At 69.5% G+C, this 21,783-nt stretch carries 20 protein-coding genes and 1 pseudogene; 14 read left to right on the top strand and 7 right to left on the bottom strand.

Annotated elements, in window-relative coordinates; genetic code table 11:
- Nucleotides 1–12 precede the first annotated feature (12 nt).
- The 5 genes from truA (at nt 13) to accD (ending at nt 4,876) form a co-directional block, all read left to right on the top strand.
- The gene (gene truA / locus BLR99_RS06035) at nt 13–849 is read left to right on the top strand and encodes a tRNA pseudouridine(38-40) synthase TruA (protein ID WP_011794360.1); all 837 of its coding nucleotides are present in this window, start codon (nt 13–15) and stop codon (nt 847–849) included.
- 96 nt (nt 850–945) lie between these two features.
- Nucleotides 946–1,704, top strand: a complete 759-nt coding sequence (locus tag BLR99_RS06030; protein WP_046060859.1) for a phosphoribosylanthranilate isomerase — start codon at nt 946–948, stop codon at nt 1,702–1,704.
- Nucleotides 1,704–2,972 (top strand): tryptophan synthase subunit beta, encoded by a 1,269-nt coding sequence (trpB, locus tag BLR99_RS06025; protein ID WP_011794358.1) that lies wholly within the window; start codon nt 1,704–1,706, stop codon nt 2,970–2,972. Before BLR99_RS06030 ends, trpB begins: the two co-directional genes overlap by 1 nt.
- Entirely contained in the window at nt 2,969–3,826 is an 858-nt protein-coding gene (trpA, locus tag BLR99_RS06020; RefSeq protein WP_011794357.1) for a tryptophan synthase subunit alpha, read from the top strand. Before trpB ends, trpA begins: the two co-directional genes overlap by 4 nt.
- Nucleotides 3,827–4,003: 177 nt before the next feature.
- Nucleotides 4,004–4,876, top strand: coding sequence for an acetyl-CoA carboxylase, carboxyltransferase subunit beta (gene accD / locus BLR99_RS06015; protein ID WP_011794356.1), 873 nt, complete (start codon nt 4,004–4,006; stop codon nt 4,874–4,876).
- 59 nt (nt 4,877–4,935) lie between these two features.
- Here accD and BLR99_RS06010 read toward each other — a convergent pair whose 3' ends face one another.
- A complete protein-coding gene (locus BLR99_RS06010) occupies nt 4,936–5,484 on the bottom strand; it encodes a YggT family protein (RefSeq protein ID WP_011794355.1) in 549 nt (182 codons plus the stop codon).
- Between the two features lie 74 nt (nt 5,485–5,558).
- Between BLR99_RS06010 and BLR99_RS06005 the strand changes: the two genes are divergently transcribed.
- The 3 genes from BLR99_RS06005 to BLR99_RS05995 are packed head-to-tail and all read left to right on the top strand — an operon-like array spanning nt 5,559 to nt 8,708.
- Nucleotides 5,559–6,227 carry an LON peptidase substrate-binding domain-containing protein gene (locus BLR99_RS06005; RefSeq protein WP_011794354.1) on the top strand — a complete coding sequence of 223 codons (669 nt, stop codon included), beginning with the start codon at nt 5,559–5,561 and terminating at the stop codon, nt 6,225–6,227.
- Between the two features lie 43 nt (nt 6,228–6,270).
- Complete coding sequence (locus BLR99_RS06000) at nt 6,271–7,392, top strand: glycosyltransferase (RefSeq protein WP_011794353.1); 1,122 nt, start codon at nt 6,271–6,273, stop codon at nt 7,390–7,392.
- Between the two features lie 5 nt (nt 7,393–7,397).
- Nucleotides 7,398–8,708: a sugar transferase gene (locus tag BLR99_RS05995; RefSeq protein WP_011794352.1), complete on the top strand. Its 1,311-nt coding sequence runs from the start codon at nt 7,398–7,400 to the stop codon at nt 8,706–8,708.
- Between the two features lie 10 nt (nt 8,709–8,718).
- On the opposite strand, the gene BLR99_RS05990 is transcribed toward BLR99_RS05995, so the two are convergent.
- The gene (locus tag BLR99_RS05990; RefSeq protein ID WP_011794351.1) at nt 8,719–9,429 is read right to left on the bottom strand and encodes a class I SAM-dependent methyltransferase; all 711 of its coding nucleotides are present in this window, start codon (nt 9,427–9,429) and stop codon (nt 8,719–8,721) included.
- Between BLR99_RS05990 and BLR99_RS05985 the strand changes: the two genes are divergently transcribed.
- From BLR99_RS05985 to BLR99_RS05960, 6 genes are all read left to right on the top strand, one after another.
- Nucleotides 9,428–10,474: a glycosyltransferase gene (locus BLR99_RS05985; protein ID WP_233427214.1), complete on the top strand. Its 1,047-nt coding sequence runs from the start codon at nt 9,428–9,430 to the stop codon at nt 10,472–10,474. The two genes, BLR99_RS05990 and BLR99_RS05985, sit on opposite strands and share 2 nt — an antisense overlap.
- Nucleotides 10,468–11,388: a glycosyltransferase gene (locus BLR99_RS05980; RefSeq protein WP_011794349.1), complete on the top strand. Its 921-nt coding sequence runs from the start codon at nt 10,468–10,470 to the stop codon at nt 11,386–11,388. The genes BLR99_RS05985 and BLR99_RS05980 overlap by 7 nt, the downstream gene beginning before the upstream one ends.
- Complete coding sequence (locus tag BLR99_RS05975; RefSeq protein WP_011794348.1) at nt 11,385–12,596, top strand: hypothetical protein; 1,212 nt, start codon at nt 11,385–11,387, stop codon at nt 12,594–12,596. The genes BLR99_RS05980 and BLR99_RS05975 overlap by 4 nt, the downstream gene beginning before the upstream one ends.
- A gap of 50 nt (nt 12,597–12,646) precedes the next feature.
- On the top strand, nt 12,647–14,203 hold the full coding sequence (gene lysS / locus BLR99_RS05970; RefSeq protein WP_011794347.1) for a lysine--tRNA ligase: 1,557 nt from the start codon (nt 12,647–12,649) through the stop codon (nt 14,201–14,203).
- Between the two features lie 58 nt (nt 14,204–14,261).
- Entirely contained in the window at nt 14,262–15,299 is a 1,038-nt protein-coding gene (locus BLR99_RS05965) for a GGDEF domain-containing response regulator (RefSeq protein WP_046060888.1), read from the top strand.
- 153 nt (nt 15,300–15,452) lie between these two features.
- The gene (locus BLR99_RS05960) at nt 15,453–16,109 is read left to right on the top strand and encodes a mechanosensitive ion channel family protein (protein WP_041827257.1); all 657 of its coding nucleotides are present in this window, start codon (nt 15,453–15,455) and stop codon (nt 16,107–16,109) included.
- A gap of 42 nt (nt 16,110–16,151) precedes the next feature.
- Here the strand turns inward: BLR99_RS05960 and BLR99_RS05955 are convergent, their stop codons facing one another.
- The 5 genes and pseudogenes from BLR99_RS05955 to recO all read right to left on the bottom strand — a co-directional run bounded on the left by BLR99_RS05955 (nt 16,152) and on the right by recO (nt 21,608).
- A complete protein-coding gene (locus tag BLR99_RS05955) occupies nt 16,152–18,200 on the bottom strand; it encodes a DUF3300 domain-containing protein (RefSeq protein ID WP_046060857.1) in 2,049 nt (682 codons plus the stop codon).
- A gap of 224 nt (nt 18,201–18,424) precedes the next feature.
- Nucleotides 18,425–19,564 carry a beta-N-acetylhexosaminidase gene (nagZ, locus tag BLR99_RS05950; RefSeq protein ID WP_017438817.1) on the bottom strand — a complete coding sequence of 380 codons (1,140 nt, stop codon included), beginning with the start codon at nt 19,562–19,564 and terminating at the stop codon, nt 18,425–18,427.
- A 129-nt stretch (nt 19,565–19,693) separates the two neighbouring features.
- Nucleotides 19,694–20,056 (bottom strand): annotated as a pseudogene (gene acpS / locus BLR99_RS23390) (holo-ACP synthase); the annotation flags it as partial.
- Complete coding sequence (locus tag BLR99_RS05940; protein WP_011794343.1) at nt 20,053–20,829, bottom strand: pyridoxine 5'-phosphate synthase; 777 nt, start codon at nt 20,827–20,829, stop codon at nt 20,053–20,055. The pseudogene acpS and the gene BLR99_RS05940, both read right to left, overlap by 4 nt.
- Nucleotides 20,826–21,608 (bottom strand): DNA repair protein RecO, encoded by a 783-nt coding sequence (gene recO / locus BLR99_RS05935; RefSeq protein WP_011794342.1) that lies wholly within the window; start codon nt 21,606–21,608, stop codon nt 20,826–20,828. Before recO ends, BLR99_RS05940 begins: the two co-directional genes overlap by 4 nt.
- Nucleotides 21,609–21,783: the final 175 nt, after the last annotated feature.

Here is a 21,783-nt window from a genome sequence, read left to right as displayed (position 1 = left end):
GGGCGGGCGGCCATGAGGGTGGCGCTGGGCGTCAGCTACAACGGTTCCGCCTACCGCGGCTGGCAGAGCCAGCCCGGGGGGGCGACCGTGCAGGACCGCCTGGAGGCGGCCCTCGCGCGCTTCGCCACGCACGAGGTCTCCACGATCTGTGCCGGGCGCACGGATGCGGGGGTGCACGGCCTCATGCAGGTGGTGCACTTCGACACGCCGCTGGAGCGGACGCCGTTCTCCTGGGTGCGCGGCACCAATACCTTCCTGCCGCCGGACATCGCCGTGCAATGGGCGCGGCCCGTGCCGGAAGCCTTCCATTCGCGCGCCAGCGCCACGGCCCGCCGGTACGCCTACGTGCTGCTGCAGTCGCCCGTGCGCCCGAGCGTGGAGGCGGGACGGGTGGGCTGGGTCTTCCACGCGCTGGACGGGGATGCCATGCGCGCTGCGGCACGGCACCTGCTCGGAGAGCACGACTTCACCTCCTTCCGCGCATCCGCATGCCAGGCCAAGTCACCCGTCAAGACGCTGCGCCGCATAGAGATCACGCAGCGCGGCACGGGCGGGGTGCCGGCAGGGCAGGCCCCGGGCGACCGTGGCGACGTACCCACCTGCTACTGGCGATTCGAGTTCGAGGGCAATGCCTTCCTGCACCACATGGTGCGCAACATCATGGGATGCCTCGTGGCGGTCGGCCAGGGACAGCATCCGGCGGACTGGATGCACGCCGTGCTGCAGGCGCGCTCGCGGGACGCGGCGGCGCCCACCTTCTCCCCGGACGGTTTGTACTTTCTCGGTCCGCTCTACGATCCGGCCTGGGGACTGCCCGATCGCACCGCTGCGTATGATTGGCTGCCCTGACGGCAGGCCCCGCGGCTGAGCCGTGCATTGCCCGGCGCCCGGCGGGCCCGCTACGCGCCTGCGGCAGCCCATCCGCATACCTTCATGTCTTCGCCCATGCCTTCATCCGCCCCTGACACGCCCCTGCCGGAAAGCCGGCGCGGCGACGCTCCAGTTCCCCGCACGCGCATCAAGATCTGCGGCATCACCCGCGAGCAGGACCTGGACGCCGCCGTCCAGGCCGGAGCCGATGCGGTGGGATTCGTGCTGTATCCGAAGAGCCAGCGCGCGGTGACCGTGCAGCGCGCCGCCGCGCTCGCGCGCCGCCTGCCCCCCTTCGTCACGCCCGTGCTCCTGTTCGTGAATGCCGAAGCCGCCGAAGTGGCAGCCGCCTGCGACGAGATCCCCGGCGCCACCCTGCAGTTCCATGGCGACGAAAGCCCCGCGGCCTGCCAGGAGGCCGCGGGCGCGGGACGGCGGCCCTTCGTTCGCGCAGCCCGCATTCCCCTGGACGCGAACGCGCCGGCGTTCGACCTCGTACAATTCGCCCACCAATACTCACGCGCCCAGGCCATCCTGCTCGACGCCCATGTCGAAGGCTATGGCGGCGGCGGCAAGGCATTCAATTGGTCACTCCTTCCACCAAGCGTCGGCTCTCACCTCGTTTTATCTGGTGGACTCACGCCTGCAAACGTGACCGATGGCATCTTGCAGGTGCGGCCGCGCGGCCTTTCGCTCGCGGTTGACGTCAGTTCCGGCGTGGAAGCCGAAGGCCCCGACGGCCGTCCGCTGCGGGGCATCAAGGACGCCGGCAAGATCCAACGCTTCATCGCCGCCGTGCGCGCGGCCGATGGGCATTTTGCGAAGAACGATTGATGCTTTCCTACCAACAGCCCGACGCTTCGGGCCACTTCGGCCGCTATGGCGGCAGTTTCGCGAGCGAGACGCTCACGCATGCCCTCACCGAGCTGCGCGAGGCCTATGCCCGCTACCAGAACGACCCGGAGTTCCTGAAGGAATTCCACAGCGAACTCGCGCACTTCGTGGGCCGGCCTTCGCCGATCTACCACGCCGCGCGCATGAGCCGCGAGATGGGCGGCGCGCAGATCTTCCTCAAGCGGGAAGATCTCAACCACACGGGCGCGCACAAGATCAACAACGTGATCGGCCAGGCCATGCTCGCCCGCCGCATGGGCAAGCCCCGCGTGATCGCCGAGACCGGCGCTGGCCAGCACGGCGTCGCCACGGCCACCATCTGCGCCCGCTACGGCCTGGAATGCGTGGTGTACATGGGCGCGGAAGACGTGAAGCGCCAGAGCCCGAATGTCTATCGCATGAAGCTGCTGGGCGCCACCGTGGTGCCCGTGGAGTCGGGCAGCCGCACGCTCAAGGATGCGCTCAACGAGGCCATGCGCGACTGGGTCGCGAACGTGGACAACACCTTCTACATCATCGGCACCGTGGCGGGCCCGCACCCCTACCCCATGATGGTGCGCGACTTCCAGAGCGTGATCGGCACCGAATGCCTTGCCCAGATGCCCGGCATGCTGGCCGGGCAGCGCATCGCCGCCGAGCACCCGGACGCGGTGATCGCCTGCGTGGGCGGCGGCAGCAATGCCATGGGCATCTTCCATCCCTACATCCCGCACGAGAAGACGCGCCTCATCGGCGTGGAGGCGGCCGGCGAGGGGCTGGACAGCGGCAAGCACTCGGCATCGCTGCAGCGCGGCAGCGCGGGCGTGCTGCACGGCAACCGCACGTTCATCCTGCAGGACGAGAACGGCCAGATCACCGAGACGCACAGCATCAGCGCCGGCCTCGACTACCCTGGCGTCGGGCCCGAGCATGCCTGGCTGCAGGAGATCGGCCGCGCCGAGTACGTGGGCATCACCGACAGGGAAGCGCTCGACGCCTTCCACTACCTCTGCCGCACCGAGGGCATCATCCCCGCGCTGGAGTCCAGCCATGCCGTGGCCTACGCGATGCAGCTCGCCAGGACCCTGCGCACCGACCAGTCCATCCTCGTGAACCTTTCCGGCCGGGGCGACAAGGACATCGGCACGGTGGCGGATCTCTCCGGCGTGGATTTCTACGACCGCCCGTCCATGCGGGGCCATGCCGTCAAGGGAGGGCCCGCGGCATGAGCGCCGACATGACGACTTCCGCGTCCACGGCACCGCTGGCCGCCCAGGGGCGCATCGCGGCGACGTTCGCCGACCTGCAGGCCCGCGGCCGCAAGGCCCTCATTCCCTACGTGACCGCCGGCTTCCCGTTCGCGGACATCACGCCCGCGCTGATGCACGGCATGGTGGAGGCCGGCGCCGATGTGATCGAACTCGGCGTGCCGTTCTCCGATCCCATGGCCGACGGCCCGGTGATCCAGAAGGCCGGGGAGAAGGCCCTCTCCCTGGGCGTGGGCATGGCCCAGGTGCTCGGCTATGTGCGCGAGTTCCGCCAGCGCAACACGAAGACCCCGGTGGTGCTCATGGGCTACGCCAACCCGGTGGAACGCTACGACCAGCGCCACGGAGACAACGCCTTCGTGCGCGATGCGGCCGAGGCCGGCGTGGACGGGGTACTGATCGTGGATTACCCTCCCGAAGAGTGCGAGGACTTCGCAGCCCGGCTGCGCGCGCATGGCATGGACCTGATCTTCCTGCTGGCGCCCACCAGCACGGAGCAGCGCATGCAGCAGGTGGCGCGCGTCGCGAGCGGCTACGTGTACTACGTTTCGCTCAAGGGCGTGACCGGCTCGGGCGCCCTCGATACTTCGGCCGTGGAAGCCATGCTGCCGGTGATCCGCCGCCATGTGCACATCCCCGTCGGCGTGGGTTTCGGCATCCGCGATGCGGCCACCGCGCAGGCCATCGGCCGTGTCGCGGATGCCGTGGTGATCGGCAGCCGCATCATCCAACTGCTGGAAGACCAGCCCCACGAGCGGGTCGTGCCCCTGGCCGTGGACTTCCTGCGGGGGGTGCGCAAGGCGCTCGACACGTAGAATCCAGGGATCATCCCCCTGAGCGGCTTTGCCGCTTCCCCCTTCTCTCGGCTTCGCCGGGAAGGGGGACGACGCCAACGGCCCGGCCGAGCCGGTTCCGTGGCGTCCACTGGCCTGGGCCGCGCCGGTTTGAAGGTTGCGGCGCTGCGGTCTGCCATTCATTTAGAGGAACACACCATGTCCTGGCTCGAAAAACTCCTGCCGTCCAAGATCCAGCAGTCCGACCCGACGGAGCGCCGCCAGGTGCCCGAGGGGCTGTGGATCAAGTGCCCGAGCTGCGAGACCGTGCTCTACAAGACCGACCTGGAGCACAACCAGAACGTCTGCCCGCATTGCAGCCACCACCACCGCATCAATGCCCGCGCGCGCCTCGACGCCTTCCTGGACGCGGAAGGCCGCTACGAGATCGGCCAGGAAGTGCTGCCGGTGGACGCGCTCAAGTTCAAGGACAGCCGCAAGTACACCGAACGCCTGAAGGAAGCGCTGGAAAATACCGGCGAGACCGACGCGCTGATCGTGATGGGCGGCTCGGTCAAGAGCATCAACGTCGTCGCGGCCTGCTTCGAGTTCGATTTCATGGGCGGCTCCATGGGCAGTGTGGTGGGCGAGCGCTTCGTGCGCGGCGTGGAAACCGCCATCGAGCAGAAGGTGCCGTTCATCTGCTTCACCGCCACCGGCGGCGCGCGCATGCAGGAAGGCCTGCTGTCGCTCATGCAGATGGCCAAGACCAATGCTGCGCTCACCCGGCTGGCCAAGAAAGGCCTGCCCTACATCAGCGTGCTGACCGACCCGACCATGGGCGGAGTCTCCGCCGGCTTCGCCTTCGTGGGCGACATCGTGATCGCCGAGCCCAAGGCGCTCATCGGCTTCGCGGGCCCGCGCGTGATCGAATCCACCGTGCGCGTGACGTTGCCGGAAGGCTTCCAGCGGGCCGAGTTCCTGCAGACCAAGGGCGCCGTGGACTTCATCTGCGACCGCCGCGAACTGCGCGACACCGTGGCCAGGAGCCTGGCCATGCTCCAGCGCCTGCCGGCCGACTCGGTCGCCTGAGCCACCGCCACACAAAAAAAAGCCGCCGGCCCGGCAGGGGTGCGGCGGCTTTTTTGCGCCTATCGCATCACGGCGCCCTGCAGGTGGCCCAGCACGATCATCACCACCTGCAGCAGGACGATGGCCACGAGGGGCGAAAGATCCACTCCGCCCAGCAGGGGGATCACACGGCGCAGGGGCCGCAGGATCGGGTCGCAGAGGCGCCCGATGACATCCGCGATCGGCGAGCGCGTCTGCACCCAGGAAAGGATCGCGCCGACGATGAGCAGCCCCATCATCCCGGATACCGCCGCCCGCGCCAGCCCGAACAGGGCCATCCAGGGCAGCCATGCCAGGCCGAGCAGGCCGCCCAGCAGCAGCCACAGCAGCAGGTACTGCGCGAACTGGATCAGCAGACCCGCCACGAAGCTGGACCAGTCCCAGCGGCCGGTGGGGGGAATGATGCGGCGCAGCGGCATCACCAGCCAGTCGCTGAGGGCGAAGACCAGCCGGCCGACCGGGTTGGAAAAGGGAACGCGCTGCGCCTGCATGTACAGGCGCAGCAGGCAGGCGCCGGTGAGCAGGCCGCCGATCACGTCCAGCAGGAAAGAAGCAATCTGGAAGAGCATGGGACCTCGTCGTAGGCGGGCCCGTCGCGGGCCCGTTCGCCGTGGGATGATAGCGGGCCGTACAGGCCCCGCCCATGACCTTCGCCCCACCTCCCCACGAGCCCCCGCCCCAGGCGCCGCTCACGCTCAGTTCGCTGCCGCTGTTCCCCCTGGGCACGGTGCTCTTCCCGGGGGGCCTGCTGACCCTGCGGGTGTTCGAAGTGCGCTACCTGGACATGGTGCGCAAATGCCGCCAGGCCGGGGCACCCTTCGGCGTGGTGGCCCTCACGGACGGCCACGAGGTGCGCCAGGCCGGTGCGGCGCCCGAGAAATTCCACGACGTGGGCACGCTGGCGGCCATCTCGGAACTCGACGACTCCCACCCCGGGCTCATCGCCATGAAGGCCCAGGGGTCGGAGCGGTTCCGTATCGTGCGCCGCCAGTTGCTGCCGCACGGTCTCTGGATCGCCGACATCGAGCAGTTGCCGCCGGACGTGGCCGTGCCCGTGCCGCCGGACCTGCGCAAGGCAGCGGCGGCCCTGGAACAGGTGCTGGCACGCCTGCGCGACCGCAGCCCCGACGACGGCAGCCTGCCCCTGCCCAGCGCCGCCCAGCTGGACGACTGCGGCTGGGTGGCCAACCGCTGGTGCGAACTGCTGCCGGTGCCCATCGACCTGAAGCAGCAACTCATGCAGCTCGACAGCCCGCTGCTGCGGCTCGAACTCGTGGGCGACGTGCTGGACCGCACGGGTATCGCGCCATGAGCAGGCTCCGCGCCATTCGGCCAGCGCCCGGCATGCGTACGCCGTGAAAGTCCTGCAGGTCATCACCAAAGGCGAGACAGGGGGAGCGCAGAGCCATGTGCGCACACTGTGCGCCGCGCTCTCCACGCAGGGGGTGGCAGTGCAGGCCGCCATCGGCGGAGCCGGCCCGCTTTCTCCCTTGGGCAGGTATCTGGAAACCCTGGGCCTGCATGTGCATGGCATTCCCTTGCTGGACAACGGCTTGCGACCGGTCCGCCTCCTGCGGGCCACGCGTGATCTGCTCCGCATCGTGCGAGCGGAGTCTCCGGACCTGCTGCACGCCCACAGCGCCATGGCGGGCGTCGCAGCGCGTATCGCCGGGGCATTGTCGGGTGTTCCCGTGATCTACACCGTGCACGGCTTCGCATTCAAGGCCGGCAATGCCTGGCCGCGCCGGGCGGTGGCCTGGACCACCGAGGCGCTGCTGGCCCCGCTGACCAGCCGCATGGTCTGCGTCTCGGAACACGAGCGTGCCCTTGCGCGCAGCCTGCCGCTGCCGAGCTGGCGCCTGGAGACCGTCGTGAACGGCGTTGACGACATCGCCGTTCCCGCCGATGCCACGGCATGGAAGCGCGAAGGCACTTCGGTCGCCATGGTCGCCCGCATGGCACCGCCGAAGCGGCACGACCTGCTGCTGCATGCCCTGGCCCGGCTCAGGGACACGACCGGACAGCATGGCTCCGCCACGCTCCTGGGGGACGGCCCCGACAGGCCGGCCCACGAAGCGCTGGCAGCCCGCCTCGGCCTGCAGTCGTCGGTCGATTTCAAGGGGGACGTGGACGACGTACCCGCGCAGCTCGCACGCCACGGGATCTTCGTGCTCATGTCGGACCACGAAGGACTGCCCGTTTCGCTCATCGAGGCGATGCGTGCGGGCATGGCGATCGTGGCCAGCGATCTGCCTGGCGTGCGCGAGCTGCTGCCCGAACCCGGGCACGCCCTGCTCGTGCCCGCGGACCCGGAAGCCCTCGCCGCTGCACTGCGACAATTGATGGAGTCCCCCGCGCTGCGCGCCCGGCTCGGCGCTGCCGCACGGCAGCGCTACGAACGGCACTACACCGCCGAGCGCATGGGGTCTGCGGTGCGCGACGTCTATGCCGCCGCCCTGCGGCGTTCCCGCTCCTGAATGGCATGAACAGCATTCCCCAACGCGAACTTGGCTCTTCCACGGCGCACCGGCAAGGCGCGCTGCTGCGCTGGTCGCTGGCGGGAACGGTGACGCTGCTCGCCGCCTATCTGATCGGGCTGGAACTGCAGCGCCGCGGCTGGGCGACCTACCAGTTCCCCGCAACCGTCCTGTGGTGCGCCATCCCCTACGCCATCGCGTCGTACTGGCTGTACAGCGGCGCCCACCTGCCGCGTTTCGAGGGCAGGAGCTTTCTCTTCGTGGCGACGGCCGTGCCGTACCTGGCGGCTCCGCTCGGCTTCGCGCTGCTGCAGCGCCCCTATTCCCGGGGAGCCGTGTTGCTGTCGTACCTGCTGTCGCTGGCGTGGTTCCTGGCCGGCCATTGGCGCGACCTGCGCCGGCACGGCCTGTGCCTGATCTATCTGGACGATACCGTCCCGCAGCGCCTGCAGGCGCTCCTGGGTCCCGGCGCAGACGAAGCGCGCAGAAAGGACATCACGCTCATGCCCTGGCCGGAGCGGGGCCTGGACGACGCAGCCGCCTCGGGCTGGGCCGGCGTGGTGCTGGACCGGCATGCCCCCTCCCACGCGGCCCGCGACCGGAAAATCAGCGGTTTGCGGCTGCAGCACATCCGCCTCTACAGTGTCGAAGCGGTGGCCGAACTGCTGAGCGGCCGGATGGTGCTGCCTGAAAACCATGCGCAGGATTTGTGGACACTGGACGGCAATCCGGCCTACGACACGGTCAAGCGCATGGTGGACCTGGCCGCCACGCTGGCCACACTGCCGCTTTGGCTTCCCCTGTGCCTGGTCGCGGGCCTGGCGGTGAAGCTCGATTCCCCCGGCCCCATGCTCTTTTCGCAGTTGCGCGTGGGCCGCAACGGGCGCGAATTCTGCATCTGGAAGCTGCGCAGCATGCGCCATGCGCCAGCGGAGCAAGGCGCGCGTTTCGCGCAGCCCAACGACGATCGCATCACGCCGGTGGGCCGCTTCATACGCCGCACCCGCCTCGACGAGCTGCCCCAGTTGTGGAACGTCCTGCGGGGCGACATGAGCCTGATCGGCCCGCGGCCCGAACAGGCGGAATTCGTGTACAGCTTCGCGGAACGCATCCCCGCCTACCCCTACCGCCACCTGGTGCGTCCCGGCCTGACCGGCTGGGCGCAGGTGCAGCAGGGCTACGCGGACAGCGAGGAGCAGACCGCCGTCAAGCTCAGCTACGACCTCTACTACGTCGCGCACTATTCCGTGGCACTGGATCTGCTGATCGCCTGGAAGACGCTGCGCATCGTGGCCAGCGGATTCGGCTCCCGGTAGCAGCGTGGCCTCAGGACATTCCCACCCGCGCGCGCGCGACCAGCACGTCCGCCCCCAGCGGCCGCCGGCGCACGAGGCCCCGCAGCAGGCGCCCCTTGAGGCTGCCTGCCGGACTGACCATGCATCCGCGCAACTCCTCGACACGCAGGCCGGCATCGGCCAGCACCTTGCTCAGGGTGTAGGGCGAGAACCAGGCCCGGTGATCGGTATTGACGCGCTCGACGCCGCCCAGCATGTTCACCGCGTTGCGCAACGCAAGTCCGTTCGGCACGGACACCACGAAATCCGCGGCGGGAAAAACCTGCGCGAGCCGCGCCATGAACGCCGCTGGATCGCCCAGATGTTCGAGCACATCGGGAACCATGACGAGATCCACACCGAGCCCCCGCAGGAAGCCTTCGGATTCCGCGGCGTGGATGTCCAGCGCATGCACATGCTGGAATCCGAGGAGCCGGGCGGCCTCCACCGCCTGCCGGTTGATATCGATGCCATGGCATTGCCGCGCGCTGCGGCTCAGGCGCGCATGCAACCAGCCGCCGTCGGCCACCCGCGCGGCGATCAGCGGCTGGTGATCGGCAAACCCCACATGCAGCACCGATCGCCCGGCGCACCATTGTTCGAGCAGGTCGCCGCGCGCCAGCGGAGCGAAGGACATCCGGGGCTGGTACCGGAAATCGTCATCGAAGTCTTCGCCCGATAAGTATCTGGAGATTGCATCCATGTCCCGATTATCCCCAGGCACCTGCACACCGCCACGGATCTGCCTGCTGCACGATGCGCCGGCGGCCGGCGGCGTGGCGACGGTCACCCGGGCACTGGTGGAAGGGTTGCGCGAAGCGGGCTGGCCGGTGGACATACAGCATGCCGCGCCGCAGAGGGGGTCGGCCCTGCTCGCAGCGGCCCGGCGCAGCGATGTGCTCCTCGCCGCGCACAATTTCCGCCCGGCCTACGTGGCATGGGCCCTGGGCCTCGCGACGCGCAGGCGCGCTGTGGTGTGGGTGCACGGGCCGGTCGATACCGTGCTGGAACAGGCCCATGCCGGAGCCGGAAAGCAGGCGTGGCTGCGCTGGCTCTACGGGCGCGTCTCGCATTGCGTATTCGTCTCCGGAGCATCGCAAGCGGCATTCCAGCGGTTCATGCGGGGTGGCAGCCGGAAGTCCCCCGTGCTGCGCGTCGTGCACAACCCGGCCCCCCCATCCTCCGCCCCTGCGCAACCGGCACCGGCCATGAAGAGACACGGCCCCGTACGCATGGGCTACATGGGGCGCCTGTCCGCCGAAAAAAACCCGCAGCTGCTCCTGGAAACACTGCGCAGGCTGCCGCCCGAATTCCACCTGTCATTGGCGGGCGACGGGCCTTTGCGCGGCGACCTCGAGGCCACCTCGAAGGATCTGCAGCAGGCGGGACGGCTTCGATGGCTGGGGCATGTCGAAGACAGCGCCGGTTTCTGCCGCGAACAGGATCTGACCCTGCTCGCTTCGCGCTATGAAGGCTGCCCCATGGCCGCGCTGGAATCGCTGTCGCTGGGGGTGCCCTGCGTCGGCGTTCCCATCCCGGCCCTGCAGGAAATGCTGCAGGACCACGCGCCTTACCTGCTTGCACGAGAAAGCTCGGCGCAGGCCCTGGCCGATGCCGTACTGGCCACGCTGCGCAGGCCCGCCGCGATCGTGCAGGCGGATTTGCAGCGCGTTCTGGAGCAGTACCGGCATGCGGACTTCCTGGCGGGGTGGCAGTCGGTGCTGCGGGAGGCGTCGGGACGATGCTGATCCATTTCATCCATTCCGGGCAAGCCTACCTGCCGGAACTGGGAGCCTACTCCGCGTTCCTGCAGCAGTCCGGACACCAGGCCGTGCTCCACAGCCATCCCGGCACGGTACCCGGCGATGCCGAGGTACTGTGGTGGATCTGCGGGCTCGTGCCCCCGGCCAGCGCCCGGCGCCATTCCGGGGCGTTCCAGGTGCACGAATACGCGTCGGCATCGGTGCCGCCCTGCGCCTGGCTCAAGGACAGGATCAAATCCTGGCGCCAGCCCACTCCGGATTACCGGATCTTCCAGAACGCCTGGGTGCGCCAACGGCTCGGGTTCAACGACGGGATTCCGTTCGAGTACCGCGACATGGGCGTTCCAGAAGCCTTCCTGTCGCGCTCGGGCACGCGGCGCAGCACACGTTTCGACTTCGCCTACCTCGGAGACATGGACCGTCTGCGCGGCTTCGCGCCGCTGCTGCAAGCCCTGGCACCGGCCGGACGCACGCTGCTGCTCATAGGGGAGCCGCCCGGCGACCTGCGGGCCTCACTGGGCCGCCTGCCCAACGTGACGATGGCGGGACGCGTGCCGCAGGGCGATGTCCCGGCCCTGCTCGCGCAGGCGCGCTACGGCCTGAACCTGGTGCCGGTACGCGCCCCCTACGACCGGCAGACCTCCACCAAGCTGCTCGAATACTGCGCAGTCGGGCTGCCCACCGTCTCCACCGACTACCGCTGGGTGCGGGAATTCGAGCGCACGGCGGGCGCGCGGTTCATCTACCTTCCCGCCCACGCGACGGTGGCGCGCTATGCGGATCTGCTGGGAACCGGCCTGGACGAGCAGCCCCGCACCGTCCCGCCGATGCAAGCGCATGCCTGGAATGCGCTGCTGGCCCGCATGCACATATGGCGCCGATGGCAGGAGCGCGCATGAAACTGCTCGGCACCACGACGCATATCGCAGCCGCGAGCGCCGTCTCGCTGGCAGCCCAGGGGCTCTTCGGACTGCTCATGCTTCGGCTTTTCCAGCCCCGGGAGGTGGGGCTTTTCACGGTGGTGAGCCAGATCGGCTTCTTCTGGATGACGCTGGCGCTTGCCCAGAGCCAGCTGCGGTTCCTGGCCAACATCCACCACCCTCCGGGCCTGGCCCTCCGGGAAGCCATGCGCGCCAGCCTGTGGCGCTGGGCCCTTCTGCTTCCGATCGCGGCGACGGCCGTCTGGCTGGCGGACCTGGGACGCCCGGGCGCATGCCTGGCCTGGGCGGCCCTCCTGGCACTGCTGCAGCTGGGCTGGTACCTGGCACAGCCATGGACCCTGCGCACGGCATCCGCGCAGTCGGCCGCCCTGGCCCGGTCGGTCCCGCCGCTCGCCGCGCTCGCGGCGGCTGGCAGTGCAGGACTGCTCCTGCCTGGCGCCGGTGCCACGGCGCTCTTCGCGGCGGCGGCTGGCAGTTACGCGATCGGCGCGCTCTGGCTGTTGCGTCCCGCGCGCGATGCACGCACCTTGCCGGCCCCACCAGAAGAAGACCATCGCACGCCAGGAGAAACGCACCCGTCGCAGCAGGACGACCGGGGCCCGCTCCTGCGCATCGCACACACCGCCGCCGACGCCGCGGCAGGGATGGCGGTTCTCGTCTTGTGGCAGCGCTTCCATGGGGCCACGGAAGCAAGCTATCTGGCCGTTCTGCTGCGGCTGCTCGGACTGCTGCCTGCCGTGGTGTACGCCGCGTGGCCCCAGGTGCTGCTCTCACAGGGGCGCGAGCATCCCACGCTGTCACTGCGGATCGGGCTGGCGGGCGCGGCCTGCACCATGCTGGCGGGCCTGGCCGCCGCCTGGGCGCTCCATGCAGGGTGGATTCCATCCGCATGGCAGGGCCTGGAAGGCTATCTGGTACCGCTGGTGATCTGGCAGGGATGCGCCTGCCTTTTCGCCGCGCACGGCCATTTGCCTTTCCAGCGCGGACTGGCGCGCCCCTTCTCATGGGCCGCCATCGGGTTCGACGGGCTGCAAATGGCCGTCCTGTGTCTTCCGCTCGCCTGGCCCGGCATCGATCCGGTGGCGCACATATGGACCCTGGCAGGAACATCTGCTGCCGTCCTGCTGGCCATGGTGCGCTGGATGACGGGCAAAAAACTAAAATAGCGGGTTCAGCCAGTCCACCAGCCGCTACCACGGCGCATACGCTCGTTTCTATGCTCCCCCCCCAGAATCCTTCCGCGCCCACCGCCGCCCCCTCCGACGACAACCAGCTCATCGCCGAGCGCCGCGACAAGCTCAAGTCCCTCCGGGAGGCCCAGGCACAAGGCAAGGGCGTGGCCTTCCCCAATGACTTCAAGCCCGCGCACCATGCGGCCGACCTGCAGGCGCAGTACGCGGAGACCGAGGCAGAGACGCTCGAAGCCAACCCCGTGCCGGTGAGCGTGGCCGGCCGCATGATGCTCAAGCGCGTCATGGGCAAGGCCAGCTTCGCCACCGTGCAGGACGGCTCGCTCGGCGCGACCCATGGCCGTATCCAGCTGTACGTGACGCGCGATGCGATCGGCGAAGAAGCCTATGCCGCCTTCAAGCACTGGGACCTGGGCGACATCGTCGGTGCCGAGGGCACCCTCATGAAGACCAAGACCGGCGAGCTCTCGGTCAAGGTGACGAACCTGCGCCTGCTCACCAAGAGCCTGCGCCCCATGCCCGACAAGTTCCATGGCGTGGCCGACCAGGAAGTGAAGTACCGCCAGCGCTACGTGGACCTGATGACCGACGAGGCGGCTCGCAGGCGCTTCATCGCGCGCAGCAAGGCCGTGAGCGGCATCCGCGAGTTCATGGTGCAGCACGGCTTCCTGGAGGTGGAGACACCCATGCTCCACCCCATTCCCGGCGGCGCCAATGCCAAGCCGTTCGTGACCCACCACAACGCGCTGGAGCAGGAGATGTACCTGCGCATCGCGCCCGAGCTCTACCTCAAGCGTCTGGTGGTCGGCGGCTTCGAGCGCGTGTTCGAGATCAACCGCAACTTCCGCAACGAAGGCATCTCGGTGCGCCACAACCCCGAGTTCACGATGATGGAGTTCTACGCGGCCTACTGGAATTACCGCGACCTGATGGACTTCACCGAACAGCTCGTGCGCGACGCGGCCACGAAGGCGGCGGGCAGCCTGCAGCTCACCTACCAGGGCCGCGCGGTGGACCTGTCGCAGCCTTTCGAGCGCCTGACGATCCGCGAGGCCATCCTGCGCCACACCGACGCCGGCGACGGCGTGGACGATGCCGCCTGGCTGGTCGCCGCGCTGCGCAAGCTCGGCCTCTCCGAGGAGAAGGACCGCCTGTCCACGCGCTCGCTGGCAGGCCTGCAGGTGCTCTACTTCGAGGAGACGGTGGAGGACAAGCTCTGGCAGCCCACCTTCATCATGGAACACCCGACCGAGATCAGCCCGCTGGCGCGCGCCAACGACACGCGTCCGGAGGTGACGGAGCGCTTCGAGCTCTACATCACGGGCCGCGAATTCGGCAATGGTTTCTCCGAGCTCAACGATGCGGAGGACCAGGCCGCCCGCTTCCAGTCGCAGGTGGAAGCCAAGGACAGCGGGGACGACGAAGCCATGTATTTCGACCACGATTTCGTCCGCGCCCTCGAGTACGGCATGCCTCCCACCGGTGGCTGCGGCATCGGCATCGACCGGCTTATGATGCTGCTGACCGACAGCCCCAGTATCCGCGACGTGATCCTGTTCCCCGCCCTGCGCCGGGAGCATTGAAGCCGCTGCGGCCATGCACCCACCGCCCGGTCCGTAGAGAGGAAGGCCGATGACCGCCATGCCCCCCACTTCTCCCGCCGCCCCAGGGCGGCATGGCGATCCCCTCCCTTCGGCGGGTCCCTTTTCCGTCATGGTCGTCGAAGACCAGGCCTCCGTGCGGGCCGCCCTCGTGGCCGAGCTCCGGCATGCGGGAGTGGCCGACGTGATGGAAGCGGCCTCCAGCGACGTGGCCCTGCAACTGTTCAAGCTGCGCCGTCCCGACCTGGTGCTGCTGGACATCCGGCTCTCGGACGAAAAAGACGGCTACTGGGTCGCCCAGCAGATGCGCGAGGCCGAGGCCGGTGGATGGACGCCGATCATCTTCCTGTCCGGCCTGGACAGCGACCTGGATGTCTGGCGCGGCATCGAGGCCGGCGGGGACGACTACCTCGTCAAGCCCGTGAAGCCCATCGTGCTGGTGGCCAAGCTGCGCGCCATGCGGCGCCTGCTGGACATGCGCCGCAGGCTCGTGTCCATGTCCGAGGAACTGCACCTGGCCAACCAGCGCCTCAACGAGATGGTGGAGGTGGACCAGCTCACCGGCCTCGTCAACCGGCGCGGCTTCGACCGCATCCTGCACAGCGAGATCCTCGCTGCGCGCCGCGACGGCATGCCGCTCACGCTGATGCTGTGCGATCTCGACCACTTCAAGCGCTTCAACGACGCCGTGGGCCATGTCCAGGGCGACGCCTGCCTGCGCGAAGTGGGCCGGCTGCTCAAGGAAGTGTGCGTGCGCCCGCGGGACGTGGCGGCACGGTACGGCGGCGAGGAGTTCGCCCTCATCCTGCCCAACACGCCGCGCTCCGGAGCGATGACCTTCGCGCGCGCGCTCGGCAAGCTCGTGAGCCAGCGCGCCATCGCGCACCCCGACTCGCCGCTGGGCGCGAACCTCACGGTTTCGGGGGGCATCACCACCTGCGTGCCGGACGACAGCACCAGCGCCGAAGCCATGCTGATGCGCGCCGACGAGGCGCTCTACGCCGCCAAGGCCCAGGGCCGCGCGCGCTTCTTCAGCTTCGAGATGCAGATGGATACCATCGAGCAGTTGCGCGGCTGACCCCCTGCGCCGCCACGCGCGCTTCCCGCCCCGGCAGCTGCGGGAACGGCCTGCGGCCCCCCGCCGGCAGGGATGCTCCCTCCGTGGGTGAGCCATCCTTCTGTTCTTTCCCAAACCATTTCCCGGACGTTGACCGCTTTGCCCCCCTTGTCCATGACCCGGCTCCGCACCTATTTTCCCGACTGGATGCAGGAATGGCTCGACATCATCGTGCCGGGCCTCCAGATCGTGCTCATCCTGGTGCTCGCCGTGCTGCTGCAACGGACGCTGCGCCGCCTGCTCGAACGCGCGGGACGCCACTACCACTGGCCCATCGAGCTGATGGTGCCCATCAACGGGCTGGTGCGCTGGATCATCATGGGCAGCGCCGTACTGCTGGTGCTGGAGCGGCTGGGGGTTTCGGCCACCGTGCTGTGGACGGCGTTCACGGGCTTCGCGGCAGTGGGCGCGGTCGCCTTCTTCGCGGCGTGGAGCGTGCTCTCCAACCTGTTCTGCGCCCTGCTGATCTTCACCGCCGGTCCTTTCCGTCTGGGCGACTACATCGAGGTGCTGGACACCGCGGAAAAGCCTGGAGCCAAAGGCCGCGTCGTGGACATCAACCTGCTCTACACCACGCTCGAAGACTTCGACGGCACGCCGGATGCGCCCGTGCTGCTGCAGATCCCCAATGCACTGATCTTCCAGCGCGTGGTCCGGCGCTGGACCAGTGCGCCGCCCCGGCCGGCGGATGCGGCGAAGACACAGCCCCCCGCGCCCGCGCATTCCACGGATCCGGTAGCGCCGGACACCCCCTCGCTGCCAGCAGCCTGACAGAGAACCCGGACCGCCCTCCGCCACCTTCCATTCAGGATCTCAGCCGCCTTCGTGCGGCTTGTGTCCGCCCCCGTGGTGCGGCGCCTGCGGCTGCGGCGCGGGCCGGGGTTCGCGCAGGGCCTCGTGCATGGCCGGCCGCGGCACGGGCTGCTGCGGCGCATGCATGGCCGCCGCGACCGGCATGCTGCGCGGCTCGGCATGCATGGGCTGCTGCTGCACCGGCTGCGGCATGTGGACGGGCTGCTGCATGCGCGGAGCAGGCACCGCCATCTGGCGAGGCTGCTGCAGAGCATGGGCCATCGACATCTCCGCCGGCATCTGCGGGCGCTGCGACGGCGCCGGCATGGGGGCAGGAGGCGCCACGAAGGCGGCATGCGGGTTCCGGTTCTCGGGCATGGCGGGGTTGGCGCGCCCGTTCTCCGGTCGCGGCTGCAGTCCTGCCGGAGCCAGGCCCATGGCGGACGCCATGGCCGGGGCCGCCGGGTTGCTCCGGTGTCCGGCAGCATGCTGTGGTTCGACGGGACGCTGCAGTTCCGGGAAATGCCGAGGTTCCAAGGGACGCGTGCCATGGCCGGCGCGGCTGTCCTGGAACACCGCGGACAATGGGCGCGGCGCGCCGGGCACGGCCGCAGCGCCCGGCTGGGCGAAAGCGTGCGCGGCGGCGGGCTGGCCCGGCGCCACCGGCATCGGTGCCCGGCCCGGGCCCTGCATGAGGGCCTGGGACTGGTGGAAGCCGTTCCGGTCGCCGGCCAGTGGCGGGGCCTGCATGTGGCGCTGCTCGAACGGCATGGGCCGCTGCCCTGCCGCGTGGCTGTCCTGCAGTGCCGCGGCCAGCGCCTGGCCGTGCGGTCCGTTCGGGCCCATCGGAGGTGCCATGGCAGCGCGCACGGGTGCGGCCGGCCCACCGGCGAATCCCATGGCGGGCGCACCCGGTGCAGGCAGGCCCGGCGGCTGGCCCGGGGCGTTCACATAGACATTGCGGTTGTTCACCGTGATGCGGTTATGGATGTTCTCGATCACCGTGGGGGAGTTCGACACGTAGGTGGCTCCGCGGTACACGACCGCAGGCCCCCAGGCGGGCGGCGGCGGGGCGGGACCCCAGGCGATCGGCGGCGGAGGCGGAGGTCCCCAGTGCAGATTCCAGTCGTTCCATCCCCAGCCATGGTGGTGGCTGGTGGCCAGCGCGCCCACCAGGACGCCGGCACCGAAGGCCAGTGCACCCACGGCCACGGGATCCGGCCCCGCGGCGACCGCCACCGGTGCCGGCTGCACCACCGGCACGGCCCAGCGGTAGCTGGGATACACGGGCACCGGCGTGCCGTACACCACGGCCGGGTCATAGCGCGGCACATAGACCGTCTCCACCTCGGCAGGCTCGATGGTGATGACGGTGGGTGGCGGTGCGACCACCGCCGGCCCCTGGTACAGCGCCACGGGTGCCTGCGATGGCGGCAGCGGCGGCGGCAGGGAACGGGCTTCCACCGTCGCCACGCGCAGGCGCGGTGAACTCTTCAGCGTACCGGCATGGGCGGCGCGGGCACGCATGGCCTGTATGGCGTTCATCACGTCGGCAGGATCGTGGTAATAGGCCTTGCCGAGAGCCGTCGTCCAGGGCAGGTTGGAGGCCATCTGCTCCAGCACATTGGGAAACGCCGTCAGCGACTTCACGCTGGGATCCCAGGGCTGGGGATCCACCGCATTCACCAGGGCGCTGCCCTTCAGCCCCGGATTCTGGGCGAGCCAGGTTTCAGCGGCAGAGACCTGGTCCGGGTAGGTTGCGCCGGCGAGCACCTGGGCCACGAGCTTGTCGGGATAGAGTGCGATCGGGGCCACCATCTGGTAGAGGACGTCTGCGGACGGCGGCGTGTAGGCCACCGGCACCGCGGCAGGCGCGGCTGCTGCGGCGGGCGCTGAAGCCGCGGGCTCCGGCGCGGGCACGCTGGCAGCCGCCTGGGGAGCGGGCGTCGTGACACGTTCGCAGCCGGCCAGGGCGCATGCGGCCGCGATGCAGGTGACGGCCGTGCCCCATACGGCTCGGTGGGGCCGGGCGGAGACGGCGACTTCAGGGAGAGCAGGATCACGCACCATGGAAAGACCTCCGGCAAGGGCCGCGCCGCCCTCATGGCCGCGGGCACTGCTTGCTGTTCGTAACGCCATGCTTGGGCACGCGTTGACGCAGTGTGTAGCCCGATGTGTCCGGCCAGCGGCCGCGCAATGCCATCCACGGCGCGGTTTTCCCGTGCGCCCCGGCTTGTTGCGAAAAACAAGCCATGCGCGGCACGCGAATCATTCAGTTACAAACAATCTGGCCCTCAGGGCAGGCAATCCAGCGCCCTCAGGTAATCCGGCTCCAGCATGAGCTCGTCCCAGGGATGGGGCAGCGTCTGTGGAAGCAGGGCGAGCCGGCGGGCCTCGCTGTCCGGACTGGGGCGCCAGCGCCCTTCGCCGCGTGCGCGCTCCAGGGCATCGAGCACATCGTCGAGCGCCCTGCCCTGCTCGCGCCCCTCGCCCACCAGGCTCTGGTTGCACAGCAGCACCAGATCGCAGCCGGCATCCAGGGCCGCGAGCGTGGCGGTCGCGAAGTCCACCACGGCGCCATCGATGCGACGGGCGCCCTCCATGCTGAGATCGTCGCTGAACACCGCTCCGCCGAACCGCAGGCGCTGGCGCAGGATGTCCTGCAGCCACCGGCGCGAGAACCCTGCCGGAAGCCGGTCCACGCGCGGATAGATGACATGCGCAGGCATCACGCCGGCCAGCGTGTTGGACAGCCAGGCATAGGGTGCGGCGTCATTCGCCAGGATCGCGCCCAGATGGCGCCGATCCACGGGGATGTCGGTATGCGAGTCGGCCGCGACGAAGCCGTGCCCAGGGAAATGCTTGCCGCAATGCGCCATGCCCGCCTTGAGCATGCCGTGCGCCACGCTTTTGGCCAGCATCGCCACCACGCGCGGGTCGCGGTGGAAGGCCCGGTCGCCGATCACGCTGCTCGCCGAGGCGCTGCCTGCGGACCCGTCCCCGCCCGACGGCCAGTCCAGATCCAGCACCGGTGCGAACGAGAAATCCACGCCGCAGGCGCGCAACTCGCTGGCCAGCACGTAGCCGACGGCGCTGGCGGCATCCATCGCGCGCATCGCGCCGGTACCCGGGCCCTCGCGGCCGTCGTCCATCCACAGGGCGCCCAGTGCCCGCATCGGCGGCAGGTGGGTGAAACCGTCGGTGCGGAAGCGCTGCACCCGGCCCCCCTCGTGGTCCACGCAGATGAGCAGGTCGTCCCGCACGGCCTTGATCGAGGCCGTGAGTTCCAGCAGCTGCGCGCGGTTTTCCCAGTTCCGGGCGAAGAGGATGATGCCTCCGGTGAGCGGATGGGCCAGGCGCCTGCGGTCGGCCGGAGTGAGCGCCGTGCCGGCGATGTCGAGGATGAGGGGTGCGTGTTCGATGTCGGCAGTCATGCAGGAAACGGAATACGTGCGTAAAAAGAAAGGAGGGATGCGGCAGGGCGGCTCAGGCCGGAGGGGCTGCACGGCATCCGGGCGGGCGCCCTCGCCCGGGTCCCCGCGCTCCACCACGCAGAAGCTCGCCGCATAGTCGCTCTCGTCGGTGACGCTCAGGTGGCAGCGCAGCCCCTGCGACTCGAACCAGGCCTTGAGGGCGCCGTGCAGCACGATGACGGGCTGGCCGCTGGGCAGCTTGGCCACCTCGCAGTCCCGCCAGGTCATCGGCATGCGCATGCCCATGCCGATCGCCTTGCTGAAAGCCTCCTTGGCGGAAAAGCGCGTGGCCAGGTAGCGCACGCCGCGCTCGGGCCAACGCGCGCTGCGTTCGCGCCAAGTCGCGAGTTCGCCGGCCGCGAGCACCTTTTCGGCGAAACGGTCCCCATGGCGCTCCAGGCCCGCCCGGATGCGGCGGACATCGCAGATGTCGGTACCGATGCCGTAGATCATGCGCCGGCCTGCCGCTGCGCCATGCCGGCATCGATGCAGCGCTGGTAGGCCTGCACGGCGGCGGCGTAGCCCAGTTCCAGCGCATCCGCGACGAAGGCATGCCCGATCGACACCTCCATCAGGCCCGGCACGCGTGCCACGAAGGCCGCGAGATTGTCCCGGTTGAGATCGTGCCCGGCGTTCACGCCCAGCCCGGCCTCCAGCGCCGCCCGGGCCGCATCCGCGTAGCGCACGAGCTGCGCCTCCTGCGCAGGCGTGCCCCAGGCCGCGGCATAGGGTTCGGTGTAGAGCTCCACGCGGTCGGCTCCCACGGCACGCGCGGCGGCCATCTGCGCCGGCTCCGCATCCATGAACAGGCTCACGCGCACGCCCAGCCCGCGGCATTCGGCCACCAGGGGCGCCAGGCGCTCGGCGTCCTGCGGAAAGCTCCAGCCGTGGTCGCTGGTGAACTGGTCCTCGCCGTCCGGCACGAAGGTGGCCTGGTGCGGACGCACGGCGCAGATGAACTCCATGAGGTTCTGCGACGGATTGCCCTCGATGTTGAACTCGCGGTCCGGCCACTGGCGCAGCAGCGCAGCCAGCACGGGCACGTCGTCCGCCCGGATGTGGCGCCCGTCCGGGCGCGGATGGATGGTGATGCCCTGCGCGCCCGCCTCCAGGCACCGCAGCGCGGCGCGCTCCACGCTGGGAATGCCCAGGTGGCGCGTGTTGCGCACCAGGGCCACCTTGTTGACGTTCACCGACAGGGCAGTACGCACGGAATGCTGGGTCATAGGGATTGGAGATCGATCATGAGCTGCCGCGTCCGCAGCATTGGACTGCCGCAATGGTATTGCAGCAGAGCACGCAGCTGCGGCTTGAGATCCGCGGCCGGAGACGCGCTGGCGGCGAGCCCCGCCACGATCGCGCGCAGCGTGGCCGTGTAGGGCTGGGCCTCGCCCAGCGAGCGTTCCAGCTGGCGCCATTGCGCACCGCCGAGCGTGCTGCGGTCCGAAGGAAGGGCCGGCCGCAGGCCGGCCTCCGGCACGAGCGCGTAGCGGGCCGCCGGAGCCAGCGGCGCCAGCGTGGACGTTTCCACATCCAGCGCGGGCAGCAGCCCGATCTCGCGCAGCAGCAGCAACTCGAAACTGCGCAGCACGGGCTCCAGCGCGTCGCCGTGTTCGCTCGCCAGCACCCGGACCACGCCCGCGTAGGCGTCGAACAGCGCGGCATGCGTGTCCTCGCGCGCCAGCAGCCGCATCAGCAATTCATTGAGGTACAGGCCCGACAGCAGCGCGTCGCCCGTCGGCATGACGTGTCCACCCACCCACTCGGCCCCCTTGAGCCCATGCACCTCCTCCCGCCCCTCGCCGTTCAGCGTATAGGTGATGCGCAAAGGCTGCAGCGGCAGCAGCACGGGGCGGAAATTGGACGTCGGCTTCTTCGCCCCCCTGGCCACCAGCGCCACCCGCCCATGGTGGCGCGTGAACACGTCCAGGATCAGGCTGGACTCGCTCCAGTCGTAGCGGTGCAGCACATAGGCGGGTTCGTCGGAAATACGGCGTGCGGCCATGGAGGGCTATGCAATCAATCGCGGCCTGGCGTTGGCAGGCAGAGCGCAGCAGGCCATTGTCCCGAAATCGGATAACCGAAGATGCATGCCGGGACGACGGCACATGGGCTACGTGCGGCCTCGACCCGTCAGAAGGCCGCGGAGCAGGCCATGCCAGCAGATGCCGCGGAACGGG

It is taken from the genome of Paracidovorax citrulli, assembly GCF_900100305.1.
Taxonomy (GTDB): Bacteria; Pseudomonadota; Gammaproteobacteria; order Burkholderiales; family Burkholderiaceae_C; genus Paracidovorax; species Paracidovorax citrulli.
The sequence above is the reverse complement of the archived record's forward strand: the minus strand, read 5'-3'. Positions and strand labels throughout refer to the sequence as shown.

What these genes read in the sequence shown, in the direction of transcription:
- BLR99_RS05995 (WP_011794352.1), top strand. Translation starts at nt 7,398, where the DNA reads ATGAACAGCATTCCCCAACGCGAACTTGGCTCTTCCACGGCGCACCGG.
- BLR99_RS06030 (WP_046060859.1), top strand. Translation starts at nt 946, where the DNA reads ATGCCTTCATCCGCCCCTGACACGCCCCTGCCGGAAAGCCGGCGCGGC.
- BLR99_RS06005 (WP_011794354.1), top strand. Translation starts at nt 5,559, where the DNA reads ATGACCTTCGCCCCACCTCCCCACGAGCCCCCGCCCCAGGCGCCGCTC.
- recO (WP_011794342.1), bottom strand. Translation starts at nt 21,608, where the DNA reads ATGGCCGCACGCCGTATTTCCGACGAACCCGCCTATGTGCTGCACCGC.
- BLR99_RS05985 (WP_233427214.1), top strand. Translation starts at nt 9,428, where the DNA reads ATGTCCCGATTATCCCCAGGCACCTGCACACCGCCACGGATCTGCCTG.
- accD (WP_011794356.1), top strand. Translation starts at nt 4,004, where the DNA reads ATGTCCTGGCTCGAAAAACTCCTGCCGTCCAAGATCCAGCAGTCCGAC.
- nagZ (WP_017438817.1), bottom strand. Translation starts at nt 19,564, where the DNA reads ATGACTGCCGACATCGAACACGCACCCCTCATCCTCGACATCGCCGGC.
- lysS (WP_011794347.1), top strand. Translation starts at nt 12,647, where the DNA reads ATGCTCCCCCCCCAGAATCCTTCCGCGCCCACCGCCGCCCCCTCCGAC.
- BLR99_RS05990 (WP_011794351.1), bottom strand. Translation starts at nt 9,429, where the DNA reads ATGGATGCAATCTCCAGATACTTATCGGGCGAAGACTTCGATGACGAT.
- BLR99_RS05965 (WP_046060888.1), top strand. Translation starts at nt 14,262, where the DNA reads ATGCCCCCCACTTCTCCCGCCGCCCCAGGGCGGCATGGCGATCCCCTC.
- truA (WP_011794360.1), top strand. Translation starts at nt 13, where the DNA reads ATGAGGGTGGCGCTGGGCGTCAGCTACAACGGTTCCGCCTACCGCGGC.
- BLR99_RS05975 (WP_011794348.1), top strand. Translation starts at nt 11,385, where the DNA reads ATGAAACTGCTCGGCACCACGACGCATATCGCAGCCGCGAGCGCCGTC.
- BLR99_RS06010 (WP_011794355.1), bottom strand. Translation starts at nt 5,484, where the DNA reads ATGCTCTTCCAGATTGCTTCTTTCCTGCTGGACGTGATCGGCGGCCTG.
- BLR99_RS05955 (WP_046060857.1), bottom strand. Translation starts at nt 18,200, where the DNA reads ATGGTGCGTGATCCTGCTCTCCCTGAAGTCGCCGTCTCCGCCCGGCCC.
- BLR99_RS05940 (WP_011794343.1), bottom strand. Translation starts at nt 20,829, where the DNA reads ATGACCCAGCATTCCGTGCGTACTGCCCTGTCGGTGAACGTCAACAAG.
- BLR99_RS05960 (WP_041827257.1), top strand. Translation starts at nt 15,453, where the DNA reads ATGACCCGGCTCCGCACCTATTTTCCCGACTGGATGCAGGAATGGCTC.
- BLR99_RS05980 (WP_011794349.1), top strand. Translation starts at nt 10,468, where the DNA reads ATGCTGATCCATTTCATCCATTCCGGGCAAGCCTACCTGCCGGAACTG.
- trpA (WP_011794357.1), top strand. Translation starts at nt 2,969, where the DNA reads ATGAGCGCCGACATGACGACTTCCGCGTCCACGGCACCGCTGGCCGCC.
- trpB (WP_011794358.1), top strand. Translation starts at nt 1,704, where the DNA reads ATGCTTTCCTACCAACAGCCCGACGCTTCGGGCCACTTCGGCCGCTAT.